The sequence below is a fragment of the Methylomonas sp. BW4-1 genome, assembly GCF_052474385.1.
The window spans coordinates 1,033,917-1,048,920 of sequence record NZ_CP184125.1; the positions used below are offsets into that span (position 1 = coordinate 1,033,917).

Sequence of the window (15,004 nt, forward strand, 5' to 3'; positions counted from 1 at the left end):
CATGTTCGGACGGCTTTTTTTCGGCGGACTACTGATAGGCAGCCTGGCCATGCTGCTGTTTGTGCTCGGGTTTGTGTGTTTGCAGTTTGGCTTGGTTTTGTTGATGGGGCTGTTTTATCTGTTAGCCAGTAAAGTGATGTTGTTGGCTTTGGGTCTGCTGGCTTTGCTGAGCGTGCTGACCTTATTTAAAGCGGTTTACCGTGAGCTGCGCGGGTATTTCAGTCGCGAATCGGCGGCGTTACGGCAGCTAGTGTCTTTGCAGATTCGTCGGCAAAATATTGAGCGGCGCCAGACTGCGGAATGCCGGCAGTTGAGCTATCTGAGCAGATTCAAGCGGCAACGCCTGCTGGTAGCCGATAACCGCAAACAGGCTAGGGCCTTGTTCGCGGCAATTAGCGATGAATTGCAAGCGGTGCGGGCGCAACTGCCAGCCACTCGATATAAAAATCTGCGCAAAGCCTTGCGTACCTATCGTAAACAAGCCGATGCTGCGGCCATGCTGGCTTTACGCCAACAATTGCATGTCGTCGATTAGCCGTTGGCTGGGCGAAGCGCTGGCGTTTTTGCGGCGCAGTCGCGACGACAATTTGCAATGGCATTTATCCAGGCACGAAGATGTCGCCGAACTGCGGCAAACCAAGGCGCTGGCGGAGCAGGCCTTGGTGGCACAGCTGAAAAAACAGTCGCAGCAATTGGCGCACGAGCTGGCCGTCAACAAAGCCCGCAACAGCAATGAGCTGGCGATGGTGAAAACCCAATGTCAGCAGGATTTAAAAGACTATCAGCAATATCTGCAATCGCTGGATAAACTGAAGGAGTCTTTGCGCACCAGTTACGCGCATCTGCCGGAAGCTGTGGCCTTCACTATTCACCATCACGCCAAGCAGTTATTGAATCGAATGTGGGATGCCCAAGAACCGCAGGAAAAAATGAAAATTGAAATGCAGTTGTTGCAGTTCATGACGGCGGTGCATGAAGATAGCCAGGCGTCTTTGCAAGGCGAGGGCAACGACGGTTTGCCGCAGCGGGCACTGGCTTTTATCGATGCGGATTTGGCGGACTAGATCGGCTGGAAATAGCCTTCAATATCTCTAACCATTTTCTTGTTCAACGCAAACATCACCACGTGATCGCCTTCCGCGAATACGGTGTCGTGATGCACCGGAATCACTTCTTTTTCGCGAATTAGCGCGCCTAATATGACGCCGTCCGGTAAATTGACCTGATCTACACGCAAGCCAACCACTGAGCTGGAGTTCTTGCTGCGGTGAGCAATCGCTTCGATCGCTTCCGCACTGCCGCCGCATACCGAGCTGACGCCGACCACGTCGCCTTTACGCACGTGTTTGAGGATGCCGCCCAAGGTTTCCAGTTTTGGTTGAATCGCCAGATCGATTTCGGTGCCGTCCAATAATTTTAGGTAGGAATTATTGTTAATCAGGCAGATAGCCTTTTTGGCGCCGAGTTTTTTCGCCAGACCGGCGGCAATCAGGTTGATGCCGTCGTTATTGGTAATCGCGCAGAACAGATCGATGTCTTCGATCATTTCTTCCTGCAGTAGCGATTCGTCGGTACAGTCGCCGTGTAGAATTAAGGTGTTACGCAAATCGTTAGATATCTCCCGCGCGCGCTCGATGTCTTGCTCGATGACTTTGACGTGGTAGTTTTTTTCCAAGGCAATGGCCAGCCGCTTGCCGACGTGGCCGCCGCCGGCCAGCATAATGGTTTTGATCGGCGATTCCAGTTTATGCAGATCCACCAGGGTTTTACGGACCTTATCGCGGGGGCAGACAAAAAATACTTCATCGCCGGTGGCAATTACCGCCTCGCCGTTTACCGCGATGGCTTTGCCGTCGCGGAAAATCGCCGCGACCCGGATCATGCTGTCGGCCAGTTTTTCTTTGACGGCGTGGATGCGTTTGCCGGTCAGAAAGCCGGTCGGTACCACGCGAATCGAAAACAGCCTGACCAAGCCGTCGGCAAACTCGGACACATGCAGCGCACCGGGGTATTTGATCAGGTTGTGGATGGATTCGGTGACAACCTGCTCAGGGCTGATGACAATATCTATACCGCCCGGCGCAAATAATTCCGGATGGTTGAGAAAGTCGATGGCGCGCACTCGGGCGATGGTTTTGGGTTTGCTGTACAGGGTGTTGATCACCTGACAGGCCAGCATATTGGTCTCGTCGCGGTCGGTAACGGCAATCACCATGTCCGCGTCCTGAATCCCGGCTTGTTCCAGCACGCTGGGATGGGCAGCGTTACCTTCGACGGTGGCTATATCCAGGCGACCTTTTAATGCGGTGAGCAAGTGGGCATTTTTATCGATAACGACAATATCGTTTTCTTCACTGGCCAATGCGCCGGCAACCGAAGAGCCGGTCACACCGGCACCGAGAATCACTATTTTCATAAATTGTTAAAGCCAGTAATGATGTCGAATGCTTGCCGCCACAAGGGCCGAAGCCGGCGAATTATACGCTGATCGATAGGCTTGTCCATGTTCCAGCGAGTGCTAACTTTGCCGCGATGGAAATCGCCGGATGATGCAGTTGGGCTGCGGCTGCCAAGCAAAAATCCTGTTTTAAATAGCCGATTTACAAAAACAGGCTGGTGAATAGTCTCAGCTTGTCGGGCTTGTTTTCTGGTCACAGCCGCCCCATACCGTTTATAATCGCAAACTTTGGTTCACTCTCACTCTGGAAATATCATGCTGGGTAAGCTGGTTAAATTGGTAGTTGGCAGCCGCAACGACAGGCTGGTCAAGAAGAAACGCAAGCTAGTCAAGAAAGTCAATGCTCTGGCCGCCGAATACGAAAAATTATCCGATGCGGCGTTACAAGCCAAGACGCAGGAATTTCGCGACCGCCTGGCCCAAGGCGAAAACTTAGACAATTTACTCCCAGAAGCCTTTGCCGCCGTGCGGGAGGCCTCGACCCGTGTATTTGGCATGCGGCATTTCGACGTGCAGTTGATTGGCGGCATGGTCTTGCACAGCGGCAAGATAGCCGAGATGAAAACCGGTGAGGGTAAAACCCTGATGGCTACCTTGGCCGCCTATTTGAATGCCTTGCCGGGTAAAGGCGTGCATGTGGTGACCGTCAATGATTACTTGGCCCGCCGCGACGCGGAATGGATGGGCAAACTATACGGTTTCCTGGGCTTGACCACCGGCGTCATCGTCAGCGATTTGACCCATGAGCAACGCCAGGTTGCCTATGCGGCGGATATTACTTACGGCACCAACAACGAATTTGGTTTCGATTATCTGCGTGACAACATGGCTTTCAGCCTGGAACAAAAAGTCCAGCGTGATCTGAATTTTGCCATCGTCGACGAAGTTGACTCTATTCTGATCGACGAAGCCAGAACGCCTTTGATCATCTCCGGCCAGGCGGAAGGCAGTACCGATATTTACCTGAAGACCAATCAAATCATTCCCTACCTGACCAAACAGGAAAAAGCCGACGATCCGGAAAAACAGGATCAAATGCCCGGCGATTATGCGGTCGATGAAAAATCCCGGCAGATTCATCTGACCGAAGCCGGTTACGAACATGTGGAACGCTTGTTGGCGGAGCACGGCTTGATAGCCGACGGCTCCACATTATACGAAGCCGCCAACATCCGCTTGATGCACTATTTGAACGCATCGCTGCGAGCTCACGTACTGTTCCAAAAAGACGTGGATTATGTAGTGAAGGACGGTCAGGTCGTCATCGTCGACGAATTCACCGGCCGGATGATGAGCGGTCGGCGCTGGTCCGAAGGTTTGCATCAAGCGATGGAAGCCAAGGAAAACGTGACTATTCAAAACGAAAACCAAACGCTGGCTTCCATTACCTTCCAGAATTATTTCCGTCTTTACAACAAATTATCCGGTATGACCGGTACTGCGGATACCGAAGCGTTTGAGTTGAACAAAATCTACGGCCTGGAAGTGGTGGTTATTCCTACCCACAGACCTATGATCCGTAAAGATAAGGGCGATTTGGTTTATCTGTCGGCGCGGGAAAAATACAAGGCTGTCATCGAAGACATCAAAGATTGCGTGCAGCGCGGCCAACCGGTGTTGGTGGGTACGACGTCGATCGAAAATTCTGAATTAATCTCCCGGATGCTGCAACAACAAAACATCCGCCATGAAGTCTTGAATGCTAAACAGCACGAGCGCGAAGCGCACATTGTCGAAAATGCCGGTATGCCAGGCGCGGTCACGATTGCGACTAACATGGCCGGTCGCGGTACCGATATCGTGTTGGGTGGTAATCTGAATGCCGAACTGGCAGCCTTGGGACCGGATGCCAGCGAAGCCGATAAAGAGCGCGTGCGTGCTGCTTGGCAGGAAAGACATGAAAAAGTCTTGGCCAGCGGCGGTCTGCATGTCATCGGCTCGGAACGTCACGAATCGCGGCGGATCGACAACCAGTTGCGCGGCCGTTCCGGTCGGCAGGGCGATCCGGGTTCGACCCGTTTTTATCTGTCGCTGGAAGACGATTTGATGCGGATTTTCGCGTCCGAGCGCGTCGCCAGCTTGATGCAAAAACTGGGTATGGAAGAAGGTGAAGCGATTGAGCATCCATGGGTGACTCGTTCCATCGAAAGCGCGCAACGCAAAGTCGAGAATCGTAATTTCGATATTCGCAAAGAAATTCTGGCGTACGACGATGTCGCCAACGATCAACGTAAGGTTATTTACGCGCAGCGCAATGAGTTGATGGCTGCCGAAGACATCAACGACATTATCAACGCGATTCGTGCTGACGTGTTGAACGACGTCATCACCGAATACATTCCGCCGAAAACCATGGAAGAGCAATGGGATGTGCGTGGATTGGAAACCCATTTGCAGCAAGAATTTAATCTGCAGATGCCGCTAGTGGAAATGCTGGAGCACGACCGTACCCTGAATGAAGCGAAATTGCGCCGGCTGATTATCGAAAAAGCCGAGCAAGAAAGCCGCGCCCGCGAAGAGGCCGTAGGTGTGCAAGTGCTAAGGCATTTCGAGAAATCCGTGATGTTGCAAGTGCTGGATAATAGCTGGAAAGAACATCTGGCGGCGATGGACCAATTGCGCCAAGGTATTCATTTCAGAGGCTATGCGCAAAAAGATCCCAAGCAGGAATACAAGCGCGAGTCGTTCCAAATGTTTACCGGCCTGTTGACGCATATCAAGCAGGAAGTGGTGGGTATACTCGCCAAGGTGCAAGTGGCGCGTGAAGAAGACGTGCAGGCGATCGACGAACAACGCCAAGCACCGCTGGAAATGCACTACGAACACGCGGAAGCCCACTCCATTTTTGAAGAAGAGCCCGTGGCACCAGCAGCTCAGCCAGACTCAGACCCGGAGAACGCGGAGCAGCCTTTTGTCAGACTCGGCAACAAAGTGGGCCGTAACGACCCATGCCCCTGCGGTTCCGGTAAAAAGTACAAGCAATGCCACGGCAAATTGAACTAATGTTTAACCGCGGCGCCCCAAACCGGGCGTCGCGGCTGCCCGACAATTCGATTTAGAGGGCCTTTGGCATCGCTTTCAGCCTTGCAAAACCAGCGGCCCACGGCTTTTAATTTTCACTGTCCTCAAGGGTAAGTACTATGCCGCATAGAGTCTTTAATAAGAGTAATCCCGCCGCCGATATTACCAAGCTCCCCAAGTTGGGCATGGAAAAAAAGCATTTCATCGCCGACTTCAAACACTACTACAGTCATCGGCTCGGGCGCGATGAAAATTGCCGTTCTCCGCATTACGCCTACGAAGCCTTGTCTTTGGCGATCAGCGACCGTTTGGTCGAACGCTGGAAGAAAACCTACAACGTCTATCGCGACTCCGATTGTAAAAAGGCCTTCTATCTGTCGATGGAGTTTTTGATGGGGCGTTCTTTGAGCAACGCCATGTTGAATCTCGGGGTTGACGATATTGTCACGCAAGCCTTGTATGACTTGGGTTTGGAAGCCGAGGAACTCATCGAGAGTGAGCCGGACGCAGGTCTAGGTAATGGCGGCTTGGGACGCTTGGCGGCGTGTTTCATCGATAGTTGTGCCACCTTGCAACTACCGGTCACGGGCTATGGTTTGCGTTATGAATACGGCATGTTTTCGCAACAAATCGTCAACGGCGAGCAGGTCGAGAAACCCGATCACTGGCTGAGGATGGGCAATGTCTGGGAAATAGAACGTCCCGAATACATGCACCGCATCAAATTCGGCGGCCACACCCAAACCCACATCGACGAAAAAGGCAACAAGCGCACCAGCTGGCTGGATACTCATGATGTGATCGCCATGCCTTACGACACGCCGGTGCCTGGCTATAAAAACGGTACGGTCAATACTCTGCGCTTGTGGAAAGCCATCGCCACGGAAGAATTCAATTTGCAGGAATTCAATGCCGGTGATTACGCCGAAGCCGTGGCGGAGAAAAACACCGCCGAAAACATTACGATGGTGTTGTATCCCAACGATGCCAACGAAAACGGCAAAGCCTTGCGCCTGCAACAGCAATATCTGCTGGCCTCCGCGAGTTTGCAGGACGTCATCGCCAACTGGGTGGGGCGCCACGGTAATAATTTCAGTAAATTTGCCGAGAAAAACTGCTTTCAGCTCAACGACACCCATCCCAGCATCGCGGTGGCCGAGCTGATGCGCTTGCTGATGGATATTCACGGTTTACCTTGGAAAGAAGCCTGGAACATCACGCGGCAAACGATGGCCTACACCAATCATACCTTGTTGCCCGAGGCCTTGGAAAAATGGTCGGTCAATCTGATGCAGCATTTGCTGCCGCGCTTGATGGAAATTATTTTTGAAATCAACGCACACTTCATGGCTGAAGTGTCGGCGCGTTGGCCTGGCGACAATCCACGCATGGCGCGGATGTCCATCATCGAAGAGGGCTATCAAAAACAGGTGCGGATGGCATTTTTGGCTATCGTCGGCAGTTTTTCTGTCAACGGTGTCGCCGAGCTGCATTCCAAGCTGTTGCAGGAAGGCTTGTTTAAAGATTTTTATGAGCTCTGGCCGCAAAAATTTAATAACAAAACTAACGGTGTGACCCCTAGACGCTGGCTGGCCGGCTGTAATCCGGAATTGGCTGAGTTTATCACCGCAACGATTGGTGACGGCTGGATTACCGACCTGTCTCAGCTGTCCAAATTAGCGCCTTATGCCGAGGACGCGGCGTTCAGGCAAAAATGGTACGACTTGAATCGGGCCAGTAAACAACGTTTGGTTGACTACAAAAAAGAAGAACATGACATTGAAATCAATGTCGATGCTTTGTTTGATGTGCAGGTTAAACGTATCCACGAATACAAGCGGCAAATTTTGAATGTGCTGCATGTGATTCATCTTTATGATCGGATTAAACGCGGCGATACGCAAAACTGGGTGGATCGTTGCGTCTTGATCGGCGGCAAGGCGGCCCCTGGCTATGTCATGGCGAAAAAGATCATCAAGCTGATTAACAATGTCGGCAGTGTCATTAATGAAGACCCGGAAGTAGGCAACAAGCTGAGATTGGTGTTTATGCCCAATTACTGCGTATCGGCGATGGAAAAAATCTGTCCGGGCGCGGATTTGTCCGAACAAATTTCGACTGCCGGCAAGGAAGCGTCCGGTACCGGTAACATGAAGTTCATGATGAACGGCGCGCTGACCATCGGTACCTTGGACGGTGCCAACATCGAAATTCGTGAAGAGGTCGGTGCCGACAATTTCTTCCTGTTCGGCTTGACCGAAACCGAAGTGGAGGCGATGCGGCCACACTATGATCCACAATGGTTCATCAATCAGGATAGCGACTTACAAGGCGTGATGCGCTTGCTGGAATGCGGGCATTTCAATCAGTTTGAGCCGGGGATTTTCGACGACATCATTGCCTCGATTAAAAGTCCGCACGATCCTTGGATGACTATCGCCGATTTTCGCAGTTATCTGGAAGCACAGAAGCGCGTCGAGCAAACTTGGCGTGATCAAGAGCGCTGGACCAAAATGAGTATTCTCAATACCGCGGCCAGCGGTAAGTTTTCCACCGATAGAACGATTAGCGAATACAACCGCGAGATTTGGAAGCTGTCGCCGGTGGACGTGGAAAAATACTGAAACAATGCTGGATATTGTCTTGTTCGAGCCGGAAATACCGGCCAATACCGGCAATATCATCCGTTTATGCGCGAATACCGGTGCGCATCTGCATTTAATCCAGCCTTTGGGCTTTGATCTGGACGACAAACGTCTGCGTCGCGCCGGGCTGGATTATCATGAATGGGTGAACATCCGCCAGTACGGTTCCTTGCACGATTACGTCGAAAAAGCCAAGCCCCAGCGCTTATTTGCGTTAACCACCAAAGGCCACACCGGTTACAGCGAGGTGCGATACAAAGCCGGAGATGCCTTGTTATTCGGTCCGGAAACCCGTGGCTTACCGGCCGCATTTCTCAGTCAACATCCGGCCGATCTACAGTTATATTTGCCGATGCGTAAGGAAAGCCGCAGTCTTAATCTCTCCAATACCGTAGCTATAGTGCTTTACGAAGCCTGGAAGCAATTGAATTTTGTGTATGCGGCTCGTTGACTTGATGAAGCTTAGCGTGCCGGTTTTCAGCGCCCGCAGCAACGTTTAAATTTCTTGCCGCTGCCGCACGGACAAGGCGCATTTTTGCCGGTATCCGTGCTTGACGCGACTTTGCCTGCGGCTTTGATGACGCCGTCCAGATAAAACCAGCGGGAATTGGATTTAACGAAGCGACTGATTTCGTGCATGAAATAGTCTTCGCCGTCTTGTCGGTAAAAAGCCTTAAACTCGACAATGCCCTTGCTGTCTTGGGCGCTGCCTTTTTTGGTGCTGACTATCGTCAGTTTTTGCCATTGCGCGGTTTCCTTGGAAAAGTCGATGGCTGCTGGCCGTTTGCTGGTATCCCAAGTATTCAATAAATAGTCCACATCGCGCCGGGCATAGGCACTAAAACGCGAGCGCATCAAGGCTTCCGCAGTCGGCGCGTAGTGTTCGCCGCTTTGATAGCGGCCGCAGCAGTCGGCATAATCCAGGCCGGAGCCGCATAAACAAGTTTCTAGTGGGTCGGTGATTGTCGTCATAGCGGCGGATTTTACCGAAATAGACAAGCCAAAAGCCAATCTTAGCCGCTCTCGGCGGAACGTATCCGCGCACTGACAGAGACTGTTAGATGATGGGGGCCGGGCTTGTTATGATAAATCTCTAAGCTTTGGGGTTTTACGATCAGCGTATTTTCAGGAGGCCGGATTGAAAGTCGCACTAAACACACAAATTTTTCTGGGTGCCGTATTCGGCGTAGCGTTGGGCATGGGATTCGCCAAATTGGGACAGGACGCCGCGCTTAGCAAACAAGGTATCTACGTTTGCGGTCTATTGAGTACTTTATTCATGGATTTGTTGAAAATGGTCTTGGTGCCTTTGGTGTTTACTTCCATTGCGGTTGGGGTGGCAAATTTGCGTATGCACGGCCAATTGCATCGAGTCTGGCTGTATACGTTGATTTTTTTTGTGGTCTCTATGGCTCTGGCTATCCTGCTGGGCGTGGCGGCGGCAAATATATTCCAGCCCGGAAAAGGTCTGAATCTGGACTTGTTCAATAACGCTGTTCCCAACTTCGCCGCCAAGCAAATGAGCTTTGCGCAATTTGTAGCCAGCTTCCTGCATGGCTTATTCGTTAACCCGTTCGCGGCACTAGCGCAGGCCAATATCCTGGCAATCGTGATGTTTGCACTGTTGTTGGGTATTGCTTTGGTAGTGGGAGGGGATCGTTATCGCAATATCTTGCTGCTGTTGAAGGAAGGCTTGGAGTTGATGCTGCGCTTGGTCGGCTGGATTATGCGGCTGGCGCCGCTGGGCATCATGGCTTTGCTGGCGCAGTTTCTGGCGACGCAAAATCTGGCCTTGTTAAGCAGTTTGGCGGAATTTGTCGCGGTGGTCATTGGCACCACCATGCTGCATGGCTTGGTCGTGTTGCCTTTGTTGTTAGGTATAGTTGCCAAGGTTTCGCCGCTGAAGTTTTTTCTGGGCGCCAGGGAAGCCTTAATCACCGCATTTGCCACCAGTTCCAGCTCGGCGACATTGCCGGTCACCTTGCGTTGCGTTGAACAGCATTTGCACGTCAAACCCGGTATTGCCGGTTTCGTGGTGCCGCTGGGTGCCACGGTCAATATGGACGGCACCGCGCTCTACGAAGCTGCCGCTGCGTTATTTGTCGCTAATTTAGCCGGCATAGAGCTGGATTTGGCGCAACAATTGATCGTGTGTTTTACCACGATGATCGCCGCCATGGGCGCGCCGGGCATCCCCAGTGCCGGCATGGTGACCATGATGATGGTGTTGCAATCGGTTGGTCTCCCGACCGAAGCCATTGCGATACTGTTACCCATAGACCGCATACTGGATACGGTGCGGACCATGGTCAACGTCGAGGGCGATATGGTGGGTTGCTTAGTGGTACAGCGCTTGACGGATCGCTAGTTTTTTCTGCGGTTTATGAATGGATTACCCGATTGCGGCCGCTTTGCTTGGCTTTATACAAGGCGTTATCTGCGCGGACGATAAAGCTTTCCGGATTATCGCCGGATTGCAATCTGGCAACGCCTATCGACAAGGTGATTTTGCCCAGCGACTGGTTGTCGTTTTTGCGTTGCAAGCGGCTGGCTGCCATCGCGGTGCGAATATTTTCGGAGATTTCTACCGCCTTTTCGTGGCTGGTATTGGGCATGATAATCGCTAGTTCCTCACCGCCGTAACGCGCAACGTGATGATGTTCCTCGGCGTGTTTCTTCATTAAATTTGCTACATATTTAATGACATTGTCGCCGATAGTGTGGCCGTAAGTGTCATTAATGCGTTTGAAATGGTCTATGTCCAGCATCGACAGGCACGCGGTATCGGGTGCGGATTGTTCGATGATTTCGGCCAGGGTCATGTCGAACGCGCGCCGATTCAACAAGCCGGTTAAACCGTCGGTGGTGGCGATTTGTCTGGCTTGAGCCAGCTCGGTGCGCAATTGCTCCATTTCTTGGTTGGCTTCGGTCAGCTTGGTTTGCATGGCCTGACTGGTCATCGCCAGCGCTTTGGTTTCCTGAATGATTTCTTCCAAGATGGTTTTCAAGCCGTCTGAAGCGGAGAAAGTTTCCAAGATGACTGATTTTTTCTGAAAGCTGTCGTTGGTCTCTTCGGCCTTGTTGTAAGTTTCGTTGATCGCGCTAGTGGCTTGCTCGATGACTTTGTGCAGTTGCCGGTTGATTTGCTCGAAAGATTCCAAAGACGCATTACAAATGTGTGATTTGTAAAGCTCGACGCTGTTGTCGTAATCGAAGGCCTTGTTTTCGGCGAGCAACGAGTCGACTGCTTTGTTTAAGCTTGGGTTGCCGCCGGCCACATAGTCGTACCAAATAGCGTAGTTGATGGGATTGGCAGCAACGTTATGACGCATCAATAATGGCAGGATTTGTTTTAGATGGCCGGCGTTAACGCTCGGCGAGAAATCGTAAATCGGTATGTAAGTGGTGCCTTTACTCATCAGATTTTTGTCGATAAACGTATAACGGTTTAAGTACTGCTCGCGCCGGGATTGTTAACCCTGTCACTGCTTTCGATTGTTCCGTATCGATGCGCCGGGTTTAGCGCTTAGTAGAACGTGTCTTAAGGTAACTTGGATAATTGTGCTTGAAACACTATGAGCCTCCAGGCTTTCATTTTACGTAGTCATAAGCCTACATAAAGGTAACTTAAAACCGGGATTTTTCAATAGATCCGGAAAATAAGCTGACGCACACGGTGTTTGCAGTTTGCGTGTAGGGGCGGGTTTTGAGAGGGTGAGTTTTTCAGTGTAATTTTTTCTAGAAATGGTTTGCGTGTACCGGCTGTTTTTCTAATGGCTGTCCGGAGAATGCAAACTCTTGGCAACCGCACGTGTGGCACGAGTATTTGCATCGCAAAGTTAACAAAACATTTTGCAGCAGCTCCAGTTTTGGATAGAATGCGCGTCCTTTAGTCGGGTGCTTAGCTCAGTCTGGGAGAGCATCGCCCTTACAAGGCGAGGGTCGGGGGTTCGAACCCCTCAGCACCCACCAGACTATCGGAGGTTAAACATAGAATCTCCCACGATTCTTATTCGGTAATCTCAAGCGTCCCAATCAACATTCCTAAGGCAAGCGCTACGCCAATTCGTCGCAACGGATTCCTATTTTCGGCAAAATGGCAAGCTGGGTTTTGCCTTGCCATTGTTAGCTTTGCGGTTTAGCGAACTCTCCATTACTTCCAGCCCTTTGACTGGCCCAGGCCGAGCGCAACCCAGAACTGTCTGTCTTATTGACGCCATTTTCAATCCCCACGATAAACACCAAATGCAGTGGTGGTCCGCTGTTGTTAGGCGCGTCCGCATTCCGGGAATAATTGGTTGATACGGCAACCTCGACTCCTCCCGCGCCTGAGTAAACCATCCGCTCAATTCGAAATCTTATGGCTAGGCCATCTAATTAGGAAATTGAAATTAAATGCCGCCGCTAACTCCTTGAGTTAAAAAACAAAGCACGCAAGTGCGGCTATTTAGTAAAAATTTCCCGCTGACAACACAATATGTTGTGCTAGAATTTCAACATAGACACTATATGCAGTATATCGCCGGACTGTATTGTTTTCGGTTTTAATCCAATAAACATCAACATCTTAGCCGTGCCGGAGCGGCAAGATAGGCCTATAACCATTCAATTAGAAAAGGGAATCCACGAATGACCGCAAAACTTCATGTTGTGACACAAGACGCCACCGAAATCCCGCTGCAAAGTGCTTCCCTGGATATTTGGGACAGCAAATACCGCTTAAAAACCAAGGATGGCAAAGCGATTGACGAAACCATTGATGACACCTACAAGCGCGTCGCCAAGGCCCTGTCTAGTGTGGAGAAAACCAAGGCGCTGCAAGAAAAACACTACAAAGAATTTCTGTGGGCGCTGCGGAAAGGCGTGATCCCGGCCGGCCGCATCACCTCCAACGCCGGCGCTTTGGATCATAAACCGGCCACCTCCACTATCAACTGCACCGTGTCCGGCATTATCGAAGATTCGATGGACGATATTCTGCACAAGGTTCACGAAGCCGGTCTGACCCTGAAAGCCGGTTGCGGTATTGGTTACGAATTTTCGACATTACGGCCGCGAGACGCTTATGTATCAGGCGCCGGCGCCTATACCTCCGGCCCGTTGTCGTTCATGGATATTTACGACAAGATGTGTTTCACCGTATCGTCGGCCGGCGGCCGCCGTGGCGCGCAAATGGCTACCTTCGACGTCGCCCATCCGGACGTGGTGGACTTTATCCGCGCCAAACGCGAGGACGGCCGCTTGCGCCAGTTCAACCTGTCGCTGCTGATTACCAGCGAATTCGTCGAAGCCGTTAAAAGCAACGGCCAATGGCCGCTGTCTTTTCCGGTTACCGAACGCGAAGCCAATGCCGATAAACTGGATTTAACCGATACCGACAAAATCGTCTGGCGCGATCTGCCCAATAAAAAAGGCTATGTGGTCAACGACGCCGGCTTGGTAGCTTGCCGCATTACCAAAGTCATGCCGGCCCGCCGCTTGTGGGACATCATCATGTCCTCCACTTACGATTACGCTGAACCGGGATTTATCTTGATCGACAAAGTCAACGAGATGAACAACAACTGGTTTTGTGAGCACATCCGCGCTACCAACCCTTGCGGCGAACAACCTTTACCGCCTTACGGCAGTTGCTTGCTGGGCTCGATCAACCTGACCCGCTTCATCGATAAACCATTCTCCAAAGAAGCCCGCTTCGATTGGGAAGCTTATCGTAAAACTATTCGTATCTTTACCCGCATGTTGGATAACGTCGTCGAGATCAACGGCCTGCCTTTGGAAAAACAGCGCGAAGAAATCATTGGCAAACGCCGCCACGGCATGGGCTATTTAGGCTTGGGTTCCACCATCACCATGTTGGGCATGAAATACGGCAATGAAGAGTCTCTGGCATTTACCGAACAAGTGACCAAAGAGTTGGCTTTGGAAGGCTGGAAAGCCGGCCTGGAACTGGCGAAAGAAAAGGGCCCGGCACCTATCATGGACCAGCTGTTCACCGTCACCGGCGAAATGCTGCACAAACGCCCGGAAATGACGGCGGACGGTTACAAACTGGGCGACCAAGTGCCCGGTAAAGTTTTGCACGCCAAATACAGCCGCTACATGCAAAAAGTCGCGCAGGAACTGCCGGAATTGGTCGCGGAACTGGCGGAAGTTGGCTGCCGCTTTACCCACCACAGCTCGATCGCGCCGACCGGCACCATCTCACTGTCGCTGGCCAACAACGCCAGCAACGGTATTGAACCGAGCTTTGCCCATCATTATTCGCGCAACGTAATCCGCGAAGGCAAAAAGTCCAAGGAAAAAATCGACGTGTTTTCCTTTGAATTGCTGGCATACCGCGAGCTGATCAACCCGCAAGCCATGCCATACAGCCAGGATCCGGCTCAGCAATTGCCGGATTATTTCATCGCTGCCGATGACATCAGCCCCAAACAGCATGTCGATATTCAAGCCGCTGCGCAACGCTGGATCGACTCGTCCATCTCGAAAACCGCCAACGTGCCGACCGATTATCCGTACGAAGACTTCAAGTCCATCTACGAATACGCCTACGACCAAGGCCTGAAAGGCTGCACCACTTTCCGCTTCAACCCGGAAGTGTTTCAGGGCGTGTTGGTCAAGGAATCCGACCTGGAAAACACCACCTACCAGTTCACCCTGGAAGACGGCCATGTGGTGGAATTTAAAGGCAACGAAGAAGTGGAATACGATGGCGAAACCCACACCGCTGCCAACTTGTTTGATGCTTTGAAAGAAGGCTATTACGGCAAGTTTTGATTTTTAAAAAATGTAGGTTGGGTTTACCCGCAGGGCATAAAAGCCTAGCGTAACCCAACATTTGGCCATTATGAGTGTTGGGTTACGGCTAGCGCCTTTT

The 15,004-nt window shown here is 51.6% G+C and carries 10 protein-coding genes and 1 tRNA gene; 8 read left to right on the forward strand and 3 right to left on the reverse strand.

The features are described 5' to 3' along the window. Position 1: 1 nt before the first annotated feature. Entirely contained in the window at positions 2 to 535 is a 534-nt protein-coding gene (locus tag ACH5Y9_RS04615; protein WP_319961943.1) for a hypothetical protein, read from the forward strand. Further along, complete coding sequence (locus ACH5Y9_RS04620) at positions 522 to 1,064, forward strand: hypothetical protein (RefSeq protein ID WP_319961942.1); 543 nt, start codon at positions 522 to 524, stop codon at positions 1,062 to 1,064. The genes ACH5Y9_RS04615 and ACH5Y9_RS04620 overlap by 14 nt, the downstream gene beginning before the upstream one ends. Here the strand turns inward: ACH5Y9_RS04620 and trkA are convergent. After that, on the reverse strand, positions 1,061 to 2,416 hold the full coding sequence (trkA, locus tag ACH5Y9_RS04625; protein WP_033155191.1) for a Trk system potassium transporter TrkA: 1,356 nt from the start codon (positions 2,414 to 2,416) through the stop codon (positions 1,061 to 1,063). The genes ACH5Y9_RS04620 and trkA overlap by 4 nt on opposite strands. Positions 2,417 to 2,713: 297 nt before the next feature. Here trkA and secA point away from each other — a divergent pair, with 297 nt between their 5' ends. The 3 genes from secA (at position 2,714) to trmL (ending at position 8,575) form a co-directional block, all read left to right on the forward strand. Next, positions 2,714 to 5,461 (forward strand): preprotein translocase subunit SecA, encoded by a 2,748-nt coding sequence (gene secA, locus ACH5Y9_RS04630; protein ID WP_445368686.1) that lies wholly within the window; start codon positions 2,714 to 2,716, stop codon positions 5,459 to 5,461. Between the two features lie 137 nt (positions 5,462 to 5,598). After that, complete coding sequence (locus ACH5Y9_RS04635; RefSeq protein ID WP_171695783.1) at positions 5,599 to 8,103, forward strand: glycogen/starch/alpha-glucan phosphorylase; 2,505 nt, start codon at positions 5,599 to 5,601, stop codon at positions 8,101 to 8,103. A 4-nt stretch (positions 8,104 to 8,107) separates the two neighbouring features. Then, positions 8,108 to 8,575 carry a tRNA (uridine(34)/cytosine(34)/5-carboxymethylaminomethyluridine(34)-2'-O)-methyltransferase TrmL gene (trmL, locus tag ACH5Y9_RS04640; protein WP_445368687.1) on the forward strand — a complete coding sequence of 156 codons (468 nt, stop codon included), beginning with the start codon at positions 8,108 to 8,110 and terminating at the stop codon, positions 8,573 to 8,575. 26 nt (positions 8,576 to 8,601) lie between these two features. Here the strand turns inward: trmL and ACH5Y9_RS04645 are convergent, their stop codons facing one another. Then, the gene (locus ACH5Y9_RS04645; RefSeq protein ID WP_445368688.1) at positions 8,602 to 9,096 is read right to left on the reverse strand and encodes a YchJ family protein; all 495 of its coding nucleotides are present in this window, start codon (positions 9,094 to 9,096) and stop codon (positions 8,602 to 8,604) included. Between the two features lie 166 nt (positions 9,097 to 9,262). On the opposite strand from ACH5Y9_RS04645, the gene ACH5Y9_RS04650 reads away from it, so the two are divergent. Continuing rightward, positions 9,263 to 10,492, forward strand: a complete 1,230-nt coding sequence (locus ACH5Y9_RS04650) for a dicarboxylate/amino acid:cation symporter (RefSeq protein ID WP_445368689.1) — start codon at positions 9,263 to 9,265, stop codon at positions 10,490 to 10,492. A 13-nt stretch (positions 10,493 to 10,505) separates the two neighbouring features. Here ACH5Y9_RS04650 and ACH5Y9_RS04655 read toward each other — a convergent pair whose 3' ends face one another. Then, on the reverse strand, positions 10,506 to 11,543 hold the full coding sequence (locus ACH5Y9_RS04655; protein WP_033155185.1) for a GGDEF domain-containing protein: 1,038 nt from the start codon (positions 11,541 to 11,543) through the stop codon (positions 10,506 to 10,508). A 476-nt stretch (positions 11,544 to 12,019) separates the two neighbouring features. Here ACH5Y9_RS04655 and ACH5Y9_RS04660 point away from each other — a divergent pair. Continuing rightward, positions 12,020 to 12,096: transfer RNA gene (locus ACH5Y9_RS04660), tRNA-Val, on the forward strand. 657 nt (positions 12,097 to 12,753) lie between these two features. Beyond that, a complete protein-coding gene (locus ACH5Y9_RS04665; protein ID WP_445368690.1) occupies positions 12,754 to 14,904 on the forward strand; it encodes an adenosylcobalamin-dependent ribonucleoside-diphosphate reductase in 2,151 nt (716 codons plus the stop codon). Positions 14,905 to 15,004: the final 100 nt, after the last annotated feature.

Excerpts from the sequence above, each read along its gene's own strand:
- ACH5Y9_RS04635 (WP_171695783.1), top strand. The coding sequence starts at position 5,599 with ATGCCGCATAGAGTCTTTAATAAGAGTAATCCCGCCGCCGATATTACC.
- ACH5Y9_RS04645 (WP_445368688.1), bottom strand. The coding sequence starts at position 9,096 with ATGACGACAATCACCGACCCACTAGAAACTTGTTTATGCGGCTCCGGC.
- trkA (WP_033155191.1), bottom strand. The coding sequence starts at position 2,416 with ATGAAAATAGTGATTCTCGGTGCCGGTGTGACCGGCTCTTCGGTTGCC.
- ACH5Y9_RS04615 (WP_319961943.1), top strand. The coding sequence starts at position 2 with ATGTTCGGACGGCTTTTTTTCGGCGGACTACTGATAGGCAGCCTGGCC.
- secA (WP_445368686.1), top strand. The coding sequence starts at position 2,714 with ATGCTGGGTAAGCTGGTTAAATTGGTAGTTGGCAGCCGCAACGACAGG.
- trmL (WP_445368687.1), top strand. The coding sequence starts at position 8,108 with ATGCTGGATATTGTCTTGTTCGAGCCGGAAATACCGGCCAATACCGGC.
- ACH5Y9_RS04620 (WP_319961942.1), top strand. The coding sequence starts at position 522 with ATGTCGTCGATTAGCCGTTGGCTGGGCGAAGCGCTGGCGTTTTTGCGG.
- ACH5Y9_RS04655 (WP_033155185.1), bottom strand. The coding sequence starts at position 11,543 with ATGAGTAAAGGCACCACTTACATACCGATTTACGATTTCTCGCCGAGC.
- ACH5Y9_RS04665 (WP_445368690.1), top strand. The coding sequence starts at position 12,754 with ATGACCGCAAAACTTCATGTTGTGACACAAGACGCCACCGAAATCCCG.